The sequence below is a fragment of the Paraburkholderia sp. BR14312 genome, assembly GCF_040948675.1.
GTDB lineage: Bacteria > Pseudomonadota > Gammaproteobacteria > Burkholderiales > Burkholderiaceae > Paraburkholderia > Paraburkholderia nodosa_A.
The window spans coordinates 309,410-328,136 of the sequence record NZ_JBFPKI010000003.1; the positions used below are offsets into that span (position 1 = coordinate 309,410).

An 18,727-nucleotide genomic window follows, 5' to 3' on the forward strand; every position below is an offset into this window, starting at 1 on the left:
CTTCGCACCCACAAAGCTGCGTAGTGAGGACGTAACACGGGGACGTAGTCCAAACAACCGCCCTCCCATACAGATAACAGCAGTGTAGTGATGCCGACAGCAGTTACGATTGATTCCCGACGCACCGCGCCAAGCGACTGGCTGACCGCGGCTTTCCTGCTCGCCTTTCCCTCGATTGCCATGCTCGTGCAAGGCGCTTCGAGCGCCGTATCGATCGGTGCGGGTGTCATTTCGCTGGTGGCACTCTGCTCGCGGCCCGCAGGCGCGCCCTATGGCTATGCGCGGCTTGAGCGTTACGAACTCGCGTTATGCATCGCCCTTTGCGCCCCGGTTGCGGCCGTCGCGCTCAGCACGCTCTCGCACGGGCATCCCATGTTCAAAACCTGGGACTCGCCGTCGCGGTTCCTGCTCGCGATCCCGATCTTTCTCGCCCTGCGGCGCGCGCCGCCGCGAATCTTCGTGTGGGCGGACCTCTCCTTTACGCTGGGAGCCCTGTCCGCGCTCGCGCTCGCCCTTTTTATGCCGCGCGATTGGGGCGAAGGTCGCATCGGCAGTTCTTTCCTGAACCCGATCCATTTTGGCGATCTCGCACTCGCGCTCGGCGTGCTGTCGGCGATCGCAATGAACTGGTGGCGCAAGGACTCGGCGCTCTGGCGAGCGCTCAAGGTCGCGGGCCTGTTTGCGGGCCTTGCTGTTTCGATGTTGTCTGGCGCGCGCGGAGGCTGGGCGGCGATCCCGCTTGTTGCCTTGCTGATCGTCTGGGAACTCGGGCGCAACAAGTCGTTTCACTGGAAGGTCCTCATGCCTGTGACGGTTGCGGTGCTACTCGGGCTCGTGTACGGCCTCTCGGGGACAGTGCGCGATCGCGTGAACGGGGTGTCGTCCGACCTGACCCAGTACACGCAAGGTCACCGCGACACATCAGTCGGCATCCGTCTGCAGCTCTATGAAGCGGCTGCGACGCTGATTGCCGAAAATCCGGTGCTTGGACTCGGTGGCGACGGGTTTCGCGACAAGATGACTTTGATGGCAAAGCAAGGTGCGCTGACCCCTACCGCGGCAACGTTCGGAGAAGGCGAAGTGCACAACCAGTTTCTCGCTTACATGGCCAACTACGGCATTGTGGGCGGCCTCGCCCTGCTTGCGATCTACGTCGTGCCGGCGGTCTTTTTCGCGGCGAAGCTCAAGTCCGCATCGAGGACAACGCGACGCACGGCGCTCATGGGCCTGTCCTTCGTCCTTATGTTCTTCGTCTTCGGGCTGACGGTTGAGACATTCGACCTGAAGAGCACGGTGTCTTTCTACGCAACCATGATGGCCGTTCTCGCGGCGATCGTGCAACGCACAGATGATAAAATCAACTCTTTCGAAGGCTGATCGTCACGAACGGCGGTGAGCAACGAACCGCCGCTTCGCATCGGTTTGGTAACCGACCTCGGCGTGGGGCTATTCTTTTATGCTAGGCTTCAGAGGACTTGGCGACGCCCCCCCGAGGCGATTACTATGAGCGAACTCACAACGAGTCTGCTAACCAGGGGTGGCGCCGCTGCAGCACGAGCGCGCACGATCACATGGCGCGCGAAGAAAGCACTTGATTTTTCTCATACTGTTAATACGAACTCCGCACACTATTCACTCGCATATGGAGCGCGCTGTGTGCCCCCTTTTTACACCCCGCCACCGGCACCGACGGTCTATCCTCTGACTGCCCTGCGGCACCTTTGAGACGTCTCACGTCGCAAGGCTCACAAGATATCCAAAGCGGCACTGTTGGCCAGCGCAATGATGTTCACCGGCGACTCACTGATCGTTCAACCGTTTCCGATCCTTGCTGAAGCCTCGCGCTCCGTTAAGCATGGTATGGCGTTGCTCGCGGAATTTAAATCTCGCGCGCTAAGGCAGCGCATGTTAATTGCCCAAATCAAAGTGGGCTATACAAAGGCATGACTTAATTCCCCGTGTAGCTGGGATCGTCAGCATGACTCGATCGTCCTCGTGCGGACGATAGTAGGGTTCCTTTGCGTCTTGAAATGCTCGAGCCCACAAGTCGTTTCGGTCTGCCACGCGCCGTTCTGGCTCACATCAATTCTTTTACAGCCCGCAAGCGCGATTTCAGTGTGACCGTCATCGCGCACGTGCTGTATGCACTCGCATGCGGTTGAACGTCGAATGCACCAAGACACGGCGTTCCGCTTCGCGCCTCACTTTCTTGCACGCAGACTATTCCACCGCTGCTAACCGGAGACTCTCAGCTGAACCCTGAACCGCCTTTTGTCCAACTTTTTGCGCTTCCGGATCGCAGCAGTTCAACGTCGCACGCAACCCTTTCGACCCAAACTAATGGAATGGACGCCCCCACCCGAAACGGCATCGGTGTGCCAAAGTGGAAGTGTCGAAGCTACCACTTAATCGAGGAGGGCGCCCAACATGAAGATTACGACGATTGGCATTGATTTGGCAAAAACCGTTTTTGCAATTCATGGCGTGAATGAGCACGGTCGAACCGTGCTGAAGAAAGTGCTAAAGCGTGATCAGATGGCGGCGTTCTTTGCCAACCTGCCGGCGTGTCTTATAGGAATGGAGGCATGTGGTAGCGCCCATTACTGGGCTAGAAAGCTGCAGGGCATGGGACATACTGTGCGCCTGATGGCGCCGCAGTTCGTGAAGCCGTATGCGAAGGCAAACAAAAATGATGCCGCGGATGCCGAGGCTATCTGCGAGGCCGTCGCGCGGCCGAACATGCGCTTCGTCCCGATCAAGAACGTTGAGCAGCAGTCGGTGCTGTCGCTGCATCGCGTCCGTCAAGGTTTCGTTCGGGCGCGCACCGCACAAGCTAACCAGATACGCGGTCTGCTAAGTGAGTCTGGGCTTGTTATCCCACAAGGAATCACACACCGCGCCGGGCGAGTACCCGGCTTGCTCGAAGACGCGACCAACGAATTGACAGGATCCTTTCGGCAGCTGATTGAGCGTCTCCTGGAACACGTGAAGGAACTCGACCGCCAGGTCCGTGAGCTGGAAGCGCAAATCCGGGTGATGCACCGCGAAAACGAAGTCAGCTGCAGGCTCGCGCGCGTGCCGGGCATTGGTCCGATTACTGCGAGCGCGCTAGTGGCCTCTATCGGTGATGCCAAGAGCTTCGCAAAGGGGCGCCAGCTTGCTGCATGGCTGGGTCTGGTGCCCAGACAGAACTCCAGTGGCGGCAAGAATGTGCTGCTGGGCATAAGCAAGCGAGGCGACACCTATTTGCGGACGCTGTTGATACATGGAGCGCGTTCAGTCATCTACGCGGCCAATCGGAAAGAAGATAAGGAGAGCTGGTTGCATAACTTGCTGCAGCGGCGCAACGCGAATGTTACCGCGGTAGCACTCGCAAACAAGAACGTGCGCGTCGTGTGGGCACGATTGACTCATGCACGCGAGTTCCGAAGTGACTACATGGCGAGCGCGAGTGCGGCATAAACTTCGATGCACCTATAAATTGTAACGAACAGCAGGGGACTTCAGCCGATTGCACAGGCAATCAAGATGTGATGGCGAAATAGGTAAGACCGTGGTCAGGAAAATCTGATTTATCCAGTGTGCGCGAGAGCACGCCAAACTGATGAGACCTTGACCAGCAAATTCCATCAGGGACCGCCGGCGAGTGCCGTGCGAAGTCCGAATGCATGGCCGCAATCTTGACCTATAACCTGTCACGAACTGAGCGCTTGGCAAACTGGGGGCGTCCATGCATGAATCAAGCGTCCTCTGCGGAGAGGTCGCCATCGCAGGCGGCGGCAATAGGGTGGGGCCCTAATTCGAGTCCCGAACTCGCGTGAGGGGGACAGGCCGAAACGCCGGACAAAGGAAGAGAGCGTTATGGAATGGTGATCGACAGGCGTCATCCTACCCGACGCAACGAAGCGTAAGGATCTGCGATAGATAGATCGGTTACACTGATCTCGATCCGGAAGAAACATCAATGCATTCGTAACTCGACATTCGTAACTCGAAAATGTGAGAAACAGCGAGTATGCGTATCCCCTTCGGCCTTCACCGGCGCATCCCAAGAGTGCGCCGTGTTCTTGAGCTGCTTGCCCAAACAACTGTCGAGCGTGACGCCCTCCGCGAAGAACGGAATCGCCTGTGTGAGCAGTTGGTTAGTGCGAGAATTGAACGAGATGCTTTTGAGCAAAGCTGCTCTGAACTGAAAGAGAGGTACGAAGCAACGGCCGCAGAGCTTGCCACGTTGCAGCAGCGGAACGAGCGTCTTGACAGGGCATTGGCGGAACGCGTCGCGGGTGAACATCCACTTCTCTACGGGAACTCGGACGCCCTGATGGGAGAAACGTCTAAACGGATCTGGTCCCTAATCCGCCCCATGGATGTCATTGGGAAGAGGCTGATCCGCAAAGGCCGCCCGCATGACGGCGGCTACATCATGGTCGACAGCGGCCTCCAAGGTGCCATCGCCTATTCGCTGGGCATCAACGATGACGTCTCGTGGGACCTCGACATGGCGAACCTTGGCTGCCAGATCTATCAGTACGATCATACGATCGATGCGCTCCCGGTTGAGAATCCGAACTTCCATTGGTTCAAGAAGGGAATTGCAGCGCTCCCGACCGCGGACGGAACGCTCGATCGCCTTGACGATCTGATTCGCCGCAATGGCCACGCCGAACGCGACGACTTGATCCTGAAGATGGATATTGAGGGCTTCGAGTGGGAAACGTTTGAGGCAATGGACGAAGGGACTCTGCAACAGTTCTCGCAGATCGTGCTTGAGGTGCACACTCTCGTTTTGGGTGGCTCCGAACTGCAGGCAAGAATTGCTCGGGTCTTCGAGAAGATTTACCGATCGCATCAGCCAGTGCACGTGCATGCGAATAACCACGGCTACGTCGGAATCGTGGGCGGCGTAATGATGCCCGACACAATGGAGTTAACCTACGTTCGTCGTGCCGACCACCAGTTCGCGCTCTGCCACCGCATGTTCCCAAGTGAATTTGACATGCGATGCCGGACAGACGTACCGGACTTTTTCTTGGGACCGCTCGGGGCTCTACCCGAGGTAGATCTCGGAGAGAGCACATCATGATTTAGCCCGCCTAATTTCGACGGCCTTTCAGGCGGATGCAATACAAATGCGGTAAGAAAGAATAAGTAGACGGCGAAGAATTGGAACTAAAACCCCGACTCAAATTTCGTCTTCGAAATACGTGCGATACGGTGTGTCGGTGATCTTGAGCGCGGCGACCACGAGCCCCACGGCAATCAGCACTTGGGTCGCACGCGGATTGTTACTTGCGCGAGTGTAGATATTGATGTCAGCAAGATCCGCAACAAGCGTCACGGTCAAGCCGCGAGGTAAGCCCCCAATGGCGTCGAGCTTCGTGATGGGCAGGTGGCTATTCACTAGGCAGCGTCGCCAGCTGTCGGGTTGCGCCGCTGGCGCCTCTACAACGCGTGCATAACGAGCGCCGACACGGCAATGTTCGAGCTTCGTGCTCACGACAAGGCTTGCAATCACGGGACCGAGCACAAGCAGCGCGAAGACGTAGGATACGCTTTCGCTGGGACACTGGAAGGTCAGGATGGCGGCAAGGGAACGAAGCACAACTCAGGTTGGCGCGAGGCCGAAAGGCGGAGATCGGCGCACATACCGTGCGGGCCTTGGGGCGGAAGGCTACCGGAACCCGACGCTCCCCACGCGCCAACGAACTGCAATGTAATGAAAAAGGCCTCATGGACACGCTCCAACTGCCGATAACCCCGATAAGGCAGTATTCAATCAGATCAGGGTTACACGATGAACATTTTTCCGGTCGTTCTCTGCGGCGGCAGCGGAAGCCGCCTCTGGCCAATGTCCCGGCGCGGCTACCCCAAGCAATATCTCAAGCTGATCGGCACGCAATCGCTAGTCCAGCAGACTGCGTTGCGCCTGCGCGCCATCGACGGCGTCGCGCCGCCAATCATCATCACAAACAACGAACAGCGCTTCGTCGTGGCCGAGCAACTACGCCAGGCGGGCGTGGTCCCCTCCTCGATCGTGCTTGAGCCGTTTGGCCGCAATACCGCCCCGGCAATCGCAGCGGCTGCATACGTCGCGCTGCAGCAGAGCGCCGACGCGCTTCTGCTCGTGCTGCCCTCCGATCACGTGATCCGCAACGAGAAGGCATTTAGGGATGCGATCGGCACGGCGGCTCAAGTCGCCGCAGACCAGTACCTCGTGACGTTCGGCATTGCGCCCGAGTCGCCGCATACCGGCTACGGCTATATACGCCGTGGGGGCGCACTGAACGGCAACGCCTCCGCGTACACGGTAAGTTCTTTCGTCGAGAAGCCCGATGCGCAAACGGCCGCGCGTTTTCTCGCCGACGGACACTACGACTGGAACAGCGGCATATTCATGCTGAAGGCCTCGACTTATTTGGAGGAACTGCGTCACTACGAGCCGAACATCGCCGAGCACGCAGAACTCTCTTTCAGGCAAGCCCAACTGGACAATGACTTCCTCCGTCTCGAGCCCGAAGCCTTTGCCGCCTGCCCGAACATCTCCATCGACTACGCCGTCATGGAGAAGACTTCGCGTGCGGCCGTGGTCGTGACGCACGAGCTTGGCTGGAACGATATCGGTTCCTGGACAGCACTTTTCGAGCTCACCGATCTCGACGACTTGGGCAACGCCCTGCTCGGCGACGTGCTCGCCGAGTCCGTGTCGAACTCATACATACGCGCCGAACATCGTATGGTGGCCGCCATTGGCGTGGACAATCTGATCGTCGTCGAAACGGCCGATGCCGTGCTCGTCGCGCATCGCGACAACGCACAGGATGTAAAAAAAATCGTCGAGCGTCTGAATACTTCCGGCCGACGCGAGTCGGTCACGCAGCGTCGCGTAGTTCGGCCCTGGGGCTCGTATGAAGGCGTCGACGAGGGTGATCGCTTCCAGGTCAAACGCATCGTGGTGAATCCGGGCGCTCAGTTGAGTCTGCAAATGCACCATCACCGCGCCGAACACTGGATTGTCGTAAAGGGCACGGCGCGCGTGACGAACGGCGAGAAGACCATCCTGCTCTGTGAAAACCAGTCGACCTTCATCCCACTCGGCAACAAACATCGGCTGGAGAACCCGGGCAAAATTCCGTTGGAACTTATCGAAGTCCAGTCGGGCTCCTATCTCGGCGAGGACGATATCGTTCGTTTCGAGGATAAGTATGGACGGGCGTCGTCTTAGTCCGCGCGAGCTTTCCCGCTAAACTACCGCCTTCCCCGGGACTCCCGCCGGCCTCGTCAGACCCGGCACGCAAGCTTTCGTGAAATTCAACGACACCAAGGGCGCCTCGCGCGCCCGCACGCTTCACGTCGCCCTCGTCTGCAACACGGCCTGGGCGATATATACGTACCGCCGCGGGCTGCTGAGTGCGCTGACACAAAGCGGCGCGTGCGTGACCATCATTGCCCCGCGAGACCGCACGTTTGAACCGCTCGAGCAAATGGGCTGTCGCTGCGTCGAACTGCCGGTTGCCTCGAAAGGCACCAACCCGCTCGACGACCTGCGTACCATGCTCGCGCTCTATCGCCACTATCGCGCGCTCAAGCCTGACGTCGTCTTCCACTACACGATCAAACCCAACATCTATGGCTCGATTGCTGCGTGGCTTGCGCGCGTGCCTTCCGTCGCCGTGACTACGGGCCTTGGATACGTGTTCATCCAGAAGAGTCGCGCGGCCGAGGTCGCCAAGCGCCTCTACCGCTTCGCGTTTCGCTTCCCCCGCGAAGTCTGGTTCCTCAATCGCGATGACGAGGCCGCCTTCAAGGACGGTAATCTCCTCGCGCATCCCGAGCGCGCGAGGCTGCTGCACGGTGAAGGCGTCGATCTCGAAGACTTCCCCTTCACGCCGCTGCCGGCGCGCGCCGAATTTGCCTTCGTTTTGATTGGCCGGCTGCTCTGGGATAAGGGCGTAGGCGAATATGTCGAAGCCGCCCGCGCACTGCGCGCGCGCTATCCGCACGCGCGCTTTCAGTTGCTCGGCCCGGTCGGCGTGGACAACCCGAGCGCCATCTCGCGTGAACATGTCGCGAAATGGGAGCGGGAAGGGATAATCGAATATCTCGGTGAAACGGCGGACGTACGCCCCTATATTGCCGCTGCCGATTGCGTCGTGCTCCCGTCGTACCGCGAAGGCGTGCCGCGCACGCTCATGGAAGCGAGCGCAATGGGACGGCCGATTGTGGCCACCGACGTGCCCGGCTGCCGCGAAGTCGTCGCCGACAGCGTGAACGGCCTCCTATGCACGGTGCGCGACGCGCACTCGCTCGGGCAGGCGCTCGCACGCATGCTCGACCTTGGCGACGCAGCTCGCTCCGCCATGGCGAAGCGCGGCCGGAAAAAAATCGAGAAAGAATTCGATGAGCGCGTTGTGGTACAACGCTACCGGGAACTGATCCGGGAAATCACCGGGTCGACGTTTTGATCGAAACTTGATTTCTCGGGAATGAACACGGCATGACTGCGATGAATTCAAAGGGCACCATCCTCGTCACCGGTGGCGCGGGCTATATCGGCTCGCACACCTGCGTCGAGTTGCTCAATGGCGGCTATGACGTGGTCGCCGTCGACAATCTCGTGAACAGCCGCAGCGAGTCTCTCAAGCGTGTCGAGCAGATCGCCGGCAAGCCGGTCGCGTTCTATGAAGCCGACGTGCGCGACGCAGCGGCCCTTTCGCGCATCTTCGAAGCGCACAGCATCTCCGGCGTGATCCATTTCGCTGCGCTCAAAGCCGTGGGCGAGTCGGTCGCGAAGCCTATTGAGTATTACCGCAACAATGTCGACGGCCTGCTGGTCGTACTCGACGTCATGCGCCAGCACGGCTTGAAGCAGTTCGTCTTCAGCTCTTCGGCAACGGTGTATGGCGTGCCAGAACGCTCGCCCATCGACGAATCGTTTCCGCTTTCTGCGACCAACCCCTACGGTCAGTCAAAGCTCATCGCGGAACAGATGCTGCGCGATGTCGAGATCTCGGACCCTACGTGGCGCATTGCCGTCCTGCGCTACTTCAACCCCGTGGGTGCGCATGAAAGCGGGCTGATCGGCGAAGATCCTGCCGGCATCCCGAACAATCTGATGCCCTACGTCGCGCAAGTGGCGGTGGGCAAACTCGAGAAGCTGCGCGTCTTCGGAGGAGATTACGCGACGCCGGATGGCACGGGCGTGCGCGACTATATTCACGTTGTCGATCTTGCGAAGGGCCACCTCAAGGCGCTCGATGCGCTTGCTACGCGTGGCGAAGGCTTTGTTGTGAACCTCGGCACAGGCACAGGCTATAGCGTGCTCGAAGTCGTGAAGGCGTTCGAACAGGCATCCGGTCGCCCCGTGCCCTATGAGATTGTGGCGCGCCGGCCCGGCGACATCGCGGAGTGCTATGCGAATCCGGTCGTGGCGCAAAAGCTCATCGGGTGGAGAGCCGAGTTCGGTATCGAACGCATGTGCGTGGACCACTGGCGTTGGCAGGAGAAGAATCCGCGGGGTTTTGAGTAACTGACGGCTATATCACAATAAATTACTTCCCTGCAAATTTGTTGCGTTTTATTACGTAGACGTTACAACAGCCGCTCCGACGTTACAATTACTCGTGATTCGCATTGAGCCTGGAGTAACGCGAAGTGGAAACAACAACTTCCGCGGGAGTCGTCGTCTGGCTGACCGGCATGTCGGGAGCTGGCAAATCAACGATTGCACGCGCTTTGGTCAATCGACTGCAAACGTTTAACCATCGAGCGACCATGCTCGATGGTGACGTGCTGCGCACAGGTCTCAATGCGGACCTTGGTTTCAGCGACGCTGAGCGTACGGAAAACCTTCGACGCGTCGCTCACGTTGCAGCGCTTTTTTGTGAAGAGGGATTTGTTACCGTCACGGCAACGATTTCCCCCGAGCCGGTGCATCGGGATAATGCACGGCGCATCGTGGGCAACGATAATTTTGTCGAGATTTTTGTCGACACTCCACTCATCATCTGTGAGCAGCGTGATCCCAAAGGGCTATACCGTCGTGCTCGGCGCGGAGAAATCCCGCAGTTCACCGGCATCGGCTCGCCGTATCATCCGCCGCTTCACCCTGATCTCTGCTTACGCACGCACGGCGACAGCGTCGAACATTGCGTCGACCTGATCATTGACCATCTCGTGGAACAGCACCGCCTTGATCTGGGGGGCACGCGCAAGCGACATCTCTCAGGAGTACTCCAACACGCGACACAACGTTGAGCGTCAGCGACATGCGGCTCGCGGCTCGCGTGAAGAGCTTCGGCCCGTTGCGCTAGCCCTAGCCAGCGGCACGCACCGAAGTCCCCCCTACGCTCTGCAGCTTGGGTGAGGTCGATGGCTGATATTCGGGCACCCAGCGGCGCAGGTCGCGACGCACCTCGTCGTCGCCAGGCACCCGGTGCTGCATGAGCCACGGCAGCAATTCGTCCAACAGATTGTCCGGCACTTCGCGCGCCTTAGCAGTGCGCAGCTTCGCGTGTGGTGTGCGCGTGGTGGTTTCGTCGTCGGCGAGCAGTTCTTCGTAGAGCTTCTCACCGGGCCGCAGACCCGTGAAGACCACGCGAATCTGTTCTTCCGAGTACCCGTAGAGGCGAATCAAGTCCCTCGCGAGATTGACGATCTTGACCGGCTCGCCCATGTCGAGAATGAAAATTTCGCCACCGCGCCCCATGCTCGAGGCTTGAAGCACGAGCTGCGATGCCTCTGGAATCGTCATGAAGAATCGCGTTACTTCCGGGTGCGTCACCGTCACCGGCCCACCCTTCGCAATCTGCTGCTGGAATTTCGGAATTACACTGCCTGCACTACCCAGCACGTTACCGAACCGCACGGTCTCGAACTGCGTGCGTTCACTGGTCTGCTGCAGCGCCTGGCACGCCATCTCCGCAAGGCGCTTGCTCGCACCCATCACGTTGGTGGGATTGACCGCCTTGTCGGTCGAGATCAGCACGAAGTGCCTTACCTGATGCTTGATCGCTGCGCGCGCCACGCGATAAGTGCCAAGCACGTTGTTACGAATCGCCTGCCAAGCGTTGAGCTCCTCCATCAACGGGACGTGTTTGTATGCAGCGGCATGGAAAACGATGTGAGGCGTGTAGCGCGCCATAACCTGGTCGAGCAGCAGGGCATCTTTCGCGTCGCCGACGATCGGCATCACGGAAAGCTCGGGGAACCGCTCCCGGATTTCCTCTGTGAGTCGATACATCGCGTATTCAGATACATCGAGCGCAACTAGTTGCGCGGGCGCGAAACGCAGAATCTGACGGCATAGTTCGGAGCCGATCGAACCACCCGCACCCGTGACCATGACGACCCTGCCACTCAGCAGCGCCTCGACGTGCGGCGTATCAATGTTGACCGGATCGCGTCCCAGCAGATCCTCGAGGTCGATGTTGCGCACCTGAGAAAGGAAGCCCTGGCCAGGCAGCAAATCGTTCAATGAAGGCAGCATAAGCGCCTTCACGCCCGCTCGAACACATTGTGTGGCGACCCGTCGTTGCACATCGGCTGACGCCGACGGTATGGCGATGATGGCAAATTCGCAGCGCAGCGCTTGCGCCCATTTTGCGATGTCATCAATCGGACCCAGCACCTTGTAGCCGTAAATCTCGCGCCGTTGTTTCGCGGGATCGTCGTCGAGCAAGCCGACGAGGCGCCATTCGGCGGATCGCGAGAGCTCGCGCGCGAGACTTGCGCCAGCACCTCCTGCGCCAATCACGATCACCGGTTTGCCTTGCGCGACGAGACCGCCGTAAAGGTAGAACTCCTTGCTCGCGCGATAGAGCGCCCGGGTACCGCCCATGACGAAGAACACGACGAGCGGTGAAACGATCAGTACCGAACGAGGGATGATCGGCACGGGCTGTAGCATGACCGACCCGATCATGACAACCAGCGCAGCCGCTACGATCGCCTTCGAGATCCGCATAAGGTCCGGCAGGCTCGCGAAGACCCACATACCGCGATACAAGCCAAAGATGCGGAACATCACCGCATAGACAGGCAACACCCAGATTAGCGTGTTCATTGCGCCGCGCCAGAACTCGGGCGGAACTGACGCGTTAAAGCGCAGAAAATAGGCAGTCAGCCAAGCGGCAGCCACGGCGCCAATATCAAAGAGAAAGGCGCTGAAAGAGAGCCAAGTGGCTTTATTGCGGAGCATCAGCGTCAACCTCTGTTTTTCTGTCAAGGGACTGGAAAGCACGCCAGCGAGCGTCAATCGCCGCACCCATCAAAGCAAGCACAACAGTCCAACCAGCAACGAGCCCCCACTGGAGCGGCGTGGAACGATCAAGGGCCCAGACAGCAAGTACCGTGCCGGCTAACATTACCAGATACCATGCCAAAGCCGTAACCGCGTGCCCCGTCCCGACACGCACCATGCGCTGATAATAATGCTCGCGATGAGCCTGCCAGAATTTTTCGCCACGCAAAAGCCGACGGATCAGCGTGACAGAGGCATCGCCGATGAACGGCGAAAACACCAACACCGGAAACCAGACTGGCCAGCCACCACTACGCCAGCCCCAATAGCCTAGCGCGCCGGCGAGAAAGCCGATCGGAATCGAACCAGCATCGCCCAAAAATAGCTTTGCCGGATGGAAATTGAAGAGCAGAAACCCGGCCGCTGCGCCAGCAATCGCCGCGGATACCCAGCCGAGTTCCGGCATCCGCCCGGGGAGCGCCGCGACCGCATAGGCGCCGAAACCGAACAGCGCCATGCCGCCGGCAAGACCGTCTGCCCCGTCCATGAAATTGTATAAGTTGACCAGCCACAGCATCAAAAACGCCAGTCCTCCGAGGCACCACCACGCAACAGGAGCCGGATAAACAACGATGAGCGTCAGCACCGCAAGGAAATGCGCAGCAAAGCGCACGCGCGCCGGAAGTCCGCGGCGGTCGTCAATCTGGGAAACGGCAGCGAGAAATGCCGTGCCAAGCGCGGTCAGCCACAACGAGGGCGCCAGAAGAAGAATAGCCAATACTGCGACCGGCACTAGGCCCCAGCCTCCGACGCGCGGCGTCGGCCGCACATGCAGTGAGCGCTCGTTTGGGATATCCGTGGCAAGGCGCCACGCGAGCCCGCTCTTCAGCAGAAACGCGAGTATGGCCGCGCACAGCACACCGCTAGCCAAGGCGATCCACACGGCGCTCAACGGTGACGAAATCGGTAAATGAATGATCAACGTGTACGGTCTCCGCAAATTCAGTGCGTCGCACGATACCAACGAGCAGTCGCTTCCAACCCCTCCTCCACCGCAAAGGGCGGCTGCCAGCCGAGTCGCTCACGAATCAGCGACGTGTCGACTTGCAAGCTGGACGTCAGGCGCTCCAGTTGGGCCGCGCGGCCGGTCAGTGCGCCGGCGGCACGTAACAGCCCCGTCGGAACGGGAATCAGGCGTGCGGGCTTCGAGAGGTAGCGGCCAAGGCCGCGCAGCAACTGAGCAACAGACAGGTCGTCGGCATCGGCCACATGAAAGCAGGCGTTGGCGGCTCGCGGGTCCGTGATGCAATGCACGAGCGCATCGGCCAGATTTTCGGTGTACACGAGACTGCGTCGCGCACTCACCGAACCGAGCGGCAGTGGCACGCCACGCCAAAGCGCGTCCATCATCTGCAAAAAATTGGCTCCAACTCCCGGACCATAGACGAGCGGCGGCCGAACGACCACGACTTCCAACCCCGTTTCTACACTCAGACGCCAGAGCGCCTCCTCCGCCGCCCGCTTCGAAAGTCCGTACGGGTCGAGCGGCATGGGCGGCACGGATTCGGCCAGCGGAACGCCGCCATCCACCTCTGCCACAGCCTTGATGCTGCTCACGAAGACCATGCGGCGGGCTCCGGAGGCCTGTGCCGCACGGGCAACGCGCAGGGTGCCCTCGACGTTCGTCGCATGGAATGCCGCCAATGGATCGGGTGCGTCATCACGCATCACGTGAACGCGCGCAGCCAGATGCACAACGCAATCCGGGGACAAGCCGCTCGGCCACGCCTCTTGAAGCCCGACGAAATCCGCCGTCTCGTGACGCCATTCGCGCACAGCATCCGTGCCGACGCTGCCGCTTCGCAGCAGCGCAGTCACGTCGTGGCCATGCCGTGAGAGCGCCGCGCACAGCGCTCTCCCTACGAGACCATTCGCACCGGTAACCAATACGTGGCTCAAAGCCATTTCCACCCAAACCGGTTATAGAACTTGAACGCCGACGTGAGGAACATCCGTATGTGCGCCAGCCCCTTGCGCGATGCACCGCCGCCGTGGTGCAGCACCCGCACCGACGGCGCATAGACGACACGCGCCACATCATGCGCACGCAGGCTGAGATCGTAGTCCTCGAAGTAGAGGAAATAGCGCGCATCGAAGCCCGCAAGCTTTTTGAGCACGCTCGTGCGAAACAGCATGAAACAACCGCTCACGATCGGCGGATCCCAGATCGTGTCACGCGCGTTGATCTGCGCGCGCATCTCGTAGCGGGCGAGGCGGGCTTCGAATGGCCGTCGAGCGGCGCGTGGAAGGAAGCCGCGCACGAACAAATCGACGAGGGTCGGGTATTGCCGGCAAAGATATTGAAGCTGGCCGGCATCGTCGACGATAGCCGGCGTAAGCAGGCCTGCTTCGGGATGTGCCTCCAGAAAAGTCACCGCCTCGACTAACGCGCTGGAGTCGATGTCCACGTCGGGATTGAGTACGAGGTGATAACGGCTCGATGCCCGCTCAATCGCCAGATTGTGACCGCGCCCGTAGCCGACGTTACCTTGCCCGGCGATTTCCGTACAGGAAATGCCCGCTTGCGACAATGGTGCGAGGCTGCTGCGCATCTCAGGCATGCCGCCGTTATCGACCAGATACATGTGGATCGACGTCCCCGGCTTTGCGCGAGTCAGCGCGGCGCCGGCGCGCGCAAGACTGCCAAAGGTTCGCGCGAGGAGATCCCGGTCTGGATGAAAGACAACCACCGATACGGACACCACCACGGCATGATCCACACTAGTTACCGAACTCACTGTCATCTGGATATGCGACGATTCGGCACCGTATGCGCCATTCGTATAAACGGGGTCGATTGAAACCGTCTAGTGTGCTGAAAATACCCGTTTCAGGCAACTGACTTTTCCAATTGTTACGCAGTATAAGATAATACAGGGCGCGATCGCGGATGAACCCAACTGTTGTCGCATTGCGGATACGAATAGCACAGTAGCGCCCGTATGCCGCCCGGCCACGTGTCAATAAGATTAGTCGAGCTCGACCGGCGAAAATACCGTGGACCGATTGTCGGCACGCTCACCCCAGCTTTTGCAAATCGAAGCGAATTATTTCCCAAGCAATTTGAAAACTCTGATCAAAAATCGCCAATCCTGGCCGACAATCGCCCTTTTACTCGGCGCCGTGATTTTCGCGACGACCTGCTTCGGGGTGATTTCCCATTTCTCCCCGGTTCCTTACGGAGATCAGTGGGACGGCACGCTGGGTTTCTATTTGAATGCGCTCGAACATCCCTGGGCGCCGTTTTTTGACCTGCACAACGAGCATCGCCTGTTCTTTTCACGACTCATCTTCTTCGTGGACATGCGCTACCTCGGCGGGCGCAACGTGCTCGACCTCGCCGCCAACGTAGTCCTGGCTGCATTGATCGCCATCGTGCTCTGTCGGATCATCAGCCGAAATCTGGCACATTCGCCCGCATCACGAATGATCGTGGGTGGCGGCGCACTCGCCTTTACGTTCGCGTGGATGCAGGAGGAGAATTTTACGTGGGGCTTTCAGAGCCGATGGTTTGCCGTCTACCTGTTCGGACTCTGCGCATTCGAGGCCCTCGATCCCAGCGAGGGCGCCCGCAAACGCGGCGCGTCTGCGTCCTCAGCCGGACGGTTCACACTTGCCATCGGAGGCGCGATCATGGCGGCGCTGTCGATGGTGAGAGGTGCCCTCGTTGCCCCAGTGCTCGCCATTCAGGCTGCATACCTCCGTACAACGCGTGTGCGCCTTCTTGTGATCGCACTAGCGACGGCGGCAATCTGGCTGGCCTACTTTACGGGTTGGCATTCGAATTCGCCGAGCGGAGGACTGCGCGACGCGTTGGTGCACCACCCTCTTGGCGTCCTGCTGTACGTACTGCTCTACCTCGGATCGCCGGCGACCTGGGGGTGCCTCGGCATGCCGGTGATCGCCCTGTGGGGTGCAACCGTACTCCTGAGCCTGATTTATGCGCTATGGATTGCGCAGCAACGTCGCGTAGTCATTGGCACCGCGCTGCTGGCCATGGCAGCGTTCATCAGTGCGAGTGCATTCGTCACTGCTGTCGGGCGAATTGGCTTTGGCGTCGATACTGCTACGTTGTCGCGCTATACGACCGGGCCGCTGCTGATGGCCGGATCGCTCCTCGCTTTTCTTTGGCTCAATGAAATTCGCCCCGAAAGGCGACGTTGGATCGTCGGCGGTTTCGTATTTGTGCTTTGTGCTCGTCATGATTGCGGTTGCGCAGCGCATGCTCTTTCACTCGACGCAACGCGAGCTGTACGCGAAACGCGTGGCGGGCCTCGCGGTGCGCGCAAAGGTCTATGACGCCCCTTATACGTCCATGATTTACCCGAACCCAACGGCGCTCCAGGGAGTTGCCACGCGCGCCTAGGCAGCGGGGCTCTCCATTTTTGCCCATGACCAGCGCGACTTTGCTGTGCCGCCACAGACGGTCTCCGCGAGCGCCGGCTGCATCGGTAAGATTGACAGCATTAGCTCGACCGCGACCCCTGATCGATTCGCGGCGACTGGGTGGCTTTACGACCCTGCCGGCAAGCAATACGTCTCGTCGATCGTGATCGCCGATCGCGCGGGTAAGGTACTGGGCACGGGCATCACCGGTGCACAACGCGCGGATCTCGCGCCGATCACTGGATCCAACGATCGTTACGGGCGCTGGACAGGCTTCTTCGTGCGGCCGAGCGACCGCGAAATTCGACTTTTTGGCAGGCTCGATACCGGTCGTTACTGCGCGATTCCCGATGCGCAAGCCTTGGACACCAGTAAGACCCAACCGCCCGCATGAATGCGCCTGCGCGCCTTGACTGACCCTGAATCATCGGAGCGGTGATCCACCGCCCAAGCTGTCAATAGTGCGCAGGCACGCAACAGATCGCCGGGACACCTGTAACGACGGCGCAAGTTCCGGGTAAAATTCCTGGCTTGAAAATGGCGCACGATTCGGATGGATCGAGACACGCGCCCAATAGATCACACTCTATAAGCCCATTGCCAACTGGCCGACTGTATGCGCAGCAGACCACTCGTTGTTGACCTGGATGGCACGTTGATTCGATCGGATGTGCTAATCGAATCGGGATTCGCGTATCTCAAATCCGCGCCGCTGCGGTTTTACCGCCCGCTAATGTGGCTCGCGCGCGGCGGCAAACCGGCCCTCAAAGCCGGACTCGCCGAGAACACCAATGTCGACGTTACCGTCCTGCCTTATGACGCACAGGTGCTCGACTGGCTGAAGGCAGAGCGCGAAGCCGGACGCCCGCTCGTGCTCGCCACCGCCAGCCATGAGCGCTATGCCCATGCCATTGCCGACCACCTAGGTCTCTTTGACCAGACCTTCGCGACCGCAGACGGTGTCAACCTCTCGTCTCAACGCAAACGCGACAGGCTAGTGGCCGAATTTGGCGAGAAGAACTTTGACTACGCAGGCAATTCGCACGACGACATCGCGGTCTGGCAATCCGCTGCACGCGCGTATGTCGTGAATCCGGCGAGCGGCGTCGAGCGCGCCGCCCGCAAGATCGGCAATGTCGAGCGTGTGATCGAATCGCGCCCCCCGGCGCTGAAGACCTGGTCGAAGTCATTGCGCCTGCATCAGTGGCTGAAGAATCTGCTGATCTTCGTACCACTTCTTGCCGCGCACAAACTCGCCTATCCGGACCTCATCCTCGCAGCACTAATCGCATTCTTCGCCTTCGGTCTCTGTGCATCGAGCGTGTATCTGCTCAACGACATGCTCGATCTCGAGGACGACCGGCACCATCCGACCAAGCGCAAGCGCCCGCTAGCGTCCGGCGCGCTTCCGCTCACCTGGGGGATAGCGCTCTTTCCTGTCCTGCTCGCGGGCGCCTTCGCACTGACCGCACTATTTCTTCCATGGCGCTTCGCCGCGGTGTTGTTGGGATACTACGCTCTCACGCTCGGCTACTCGATGTTCCTCAAGCGCCAGGTGATGGTGGATGTCGTCGTGCTGGCAATGCTCTATACCACTCGAATCATCGCCGGAACCGCCGCAATCGGCGGTCACCTCACGTTCTGGCTGCTCGCGTTCTCGATGTTCATCTTCCTGAGCCTCGCGCTCGTGAAGCGCTACGCCGAACTCTATTCGATGCAGGCGCGCGGGCTCGCCAAAACGCGCGGGCGCGGCTACGTCGCGAGCGACCTTTCGCTCATCTCGTCGCTGGGCACGGCGTCCGGATATCTCTCCGTGCTCGTTCTCGCCATGTATATCCAGGATGGCAACACAGCGCATCTCTACCGGCATCCACAGATCATCTGGCTCGCGTGCCCGCTGCTCCTTTACTGGGTGAGCCGTACGTGGATCATCGCGCACCGTGGCCTGATGCACGACGACCCGATAGTATTCGCCGCGCGCGACCGTGTGAGCCTTGCAGTGGTGGCGCTCTGCTGCCTCGTCTTCTGGGCGGCGACCTGATC

The 18,727-nt window shown here is 59.8% G+C and carries 16 protein-coding genes; 11 read left to right on the top strand and 5 right to left on the bottom strand.

What is annotated here, in order from left to right; translation table 11 throughout:
- The first annotated feature begins 459 nt into the window (after positions 1 to 459).
- The 4 genes from AB3X98_RS10735 to AB3X98_RS10750 all read left to right on the top strand — a co-directional run bounded on the left by AB3X98_RS10735 (position 460) and on the right by AB3X98_RS10750 (position 5,083).
- Positions 460 to 1,377: an O-antigen ligase family protein gene (locus tag AB3X98_RS10735; RefSeq protein WP_368603865.1), complete on the top strand. Its 918-nt coding sequence runs from the start codon at positions 460 to 462 to the stop codon at positions 1,375 to 1,377.
- A gap of 405 nt (positions 1,378 to 1,782) precedes the next feature.
- Entirely contained in the window at positions 1,783 to 1,947 is a 165-nt protein-coding gene (locus tag AB3X98_RS10740) for a hypothetical protein (RefSeq protein ID WP_368603866.1), read from the top strand.
- A 480-nt stretch (positions 1,948 to 2,427) separates the two neighbouring features.
- Entirely contained in the window at positions 2,428 to 3,462 is a 1,035-nt protein-coding gene (locus AB3X98_RS10745) for an IS110 family transposase (RefSeq protein ID WP_368603867.1), read from the top strand.
- Positions 3,463 to 4,015: 553 nt separating this feature from the next.
- The gene (locus AB3X98_RS10750) at positions 4,016 to 5,083 is read left to right on the top strand and encodes an FkbM family methyltransferase (protein WP_368603868.1); all 1,068 of its coding nucleotides are present in this window, start codon (positions 4,016 to 4,018) and stop codon (positions 5,081 to 5,083) included.
- Positions 5,084 to 5,182: 99 nt separating this feature from the next.
- On the opposite strand, the gene AB3X98_RS10755 is transcribed toward AB3X98_RS10750, so the two are convergent.
- On the bottom strand, positions 5,183 to 5,497 hold the full coding sequence (locus tag AB3X98_RS10755; RefSeq protein WP_368603869.1) for a hypothetical protein: 315 nt from the start codon (positions 5,495 to 5,497) through the stop codon (positions 5,183 to 5,185).
- 297 nt (positions 5,498 to 5,794) lie between these two features.
- Here AB3X98_RS10755 and AB3X98_RS10760 point away from each other — a divergent pair, with 297 nt between their 5' ends.
- The 4 genes from AB3X98_RS10760 (at position 5,795) to cysC (ending at position 10,254) form a co-directional block, all read left to right on the top strand.
- A complete protein-coding gene (locus AB3X98_RS10760; RefSeq protein WP_368603870.1) occupies positions 5,795 to 7,222 on the top strand; it encodes a mannose-1-phosphate guanylyltransferase/mannose-6-phosphate isomerase in 1,428 nt (475 codons plus the stop codon).
- 79 nt (positions 7,223 to 7,301) lie between these two features.
- Positions 7,302 to 8,462: a glycosyltransferase family 4 protein gene (locus AB3X98_RS10765; RefSeq protein ID WP_368603871.1), complete on the top strand. Its 1,161-nt coding sequence runs from the start codon at positions 7,302 to 7,304 to the stop codon at positions 8,460 to 8,462.
- 41 nt (positions 8,463 to 8,503) lie between these two features.
- A complete protein-coding gene (galE, locus tag AB3X98_RS10770) occupies positions 8,504 to 9,526 on the top strand; it encodes a UDP-glucose 4-epimerase GalE (protein WP_368603969.1) in 1,023 nt (340 codons plus the stop codon).
- A 125-nt stretch (positions 9,527 to 9,651) separates the two neighbouring features.
- On the top strand, positions 9,652 to 10,254 hold the full coding sequence (gene cysC / locus AB3X98_RS10775) for an adenylyl-sulfate kinase (protein ID WP_368603872.1): 603 nt from the start codon (positions 9,652 to 9,654) through the stop codon (positions 10,252 to 10,254).
- Positions 10,255 to 10,312: 58 nt separating this feature from the next.
- On the opposite strand, the gene AB3X98_RS10780 is transcribed toward cysC, so the two are convergent.
- Genes AB3X98_RS10780 through AB3X98_RS10795 form a run of 4 tightly spaced genes read right to left on the bottom strand, consistent with a single transcriptional unit; the run spans position 10,313 to position 15,042 of the window.
- Positions 10,313 to 12,196, bottom strand: a complete 1,884-nt coding sequence (locus tag AB3X98_RS10780) for a polysaccharide biosynthesis protein (RefSeq protein ID WP_368603970.1) — start codon at positions 12,194 to 12,196, stop codon at positions 10,313 to 10,315.
- Positions 12,183 to 13,214, bottom strand: coding sequence for a glycosyltransferase family 4 protein (locus AB3X98_RS10785; protein WP_368603971.1), 1,032 nt, complete (start codon positions 13,212 to 13,214; stop codon positions 12,183 to 12,185). The genes AB3X98_RS10780 and AB3X98_RS10785 overlap by 14 nt, the downstream gene beginning before the upstream one ends.
- 26 nt (positions 13,215 to 13,240) lie before the next feature.
- Complete coding sequence (locus AB3X98_RS10790; RefSeq protein WP_368603972.1) at positions 13,241 to 14,197, bottom strand: UDP-glucose 4-epimerase family protein; 957 nt, start codon at positions 14,195 to 14,197, stop codon at positions 13,241 to 13,243.
- Entirely contained in the window at positions 14,194 to 15,042 is an 849-nt protein-coding gene (locus tag AB3X98_RS10795; RefSeq protein ID WP_368603873.1) for a glycosyltransferase, read from the bottom strand. The genes AB3X98_RS10790 and AB3X98_RS10795 overlap by 4 nt, the downstream gene beginning before the upstream one ends.
- A gap of 253 nt (positions 15,043 to 15,295) precedes the next feature.
- Between AB3X98_RS10795 and AB3X98_RS10800 the strand changes: the two genes are divergently transcribed.
- The 3 genes from AB3X98_RS10800 to AB3X98_RS10810 all read left to right on the top strand — a co-directional run bounded on the left by AB3X98_RS10800 (position 15,296) and on the right by AB3X98_RS10810 (position 18,725).
- Positions 15,296 to 16,597 carry a hypothetical protein gene (locus AB3X98_RS10800; RefSeq protein WP_368603874.1) on the top strand — a complete coding sequence of 434 codons (1,302 nt, stop codon included), beginning with the start codon at positions 15,296 to 15,298 and terminating at the stop codon, positions 16,595 to 16,597.
- 112 nt (positions 16,598 to 16,709) lie between these two features.
- Positions 16,710 to 17,078, top strand: coding sequence for a hypothetical protein (locus AB3X98_RS10805; protein ID WP_368603875.1), 369 nt, complete (start codon positions 16,710 to 16,712; stop codon positions 17,076 to 17,078).
- A gap of 222 nt (positions 17,079 to 17,300) precedes the next feature.
- Positions 17,301 to 18,725 (top strand): UbiA family prenyltransferase, encoded by a 1,425-nt coding sequence (locus AB3X98_RS10810; protein WP_368603876.1) that lies wholly within the window; start codon positions 17,301 to 17,303, stop codon positions 18,723 to 18,725.
- Positions 18,726 to 18,727 lie beyond the last annotated feature (2 nt).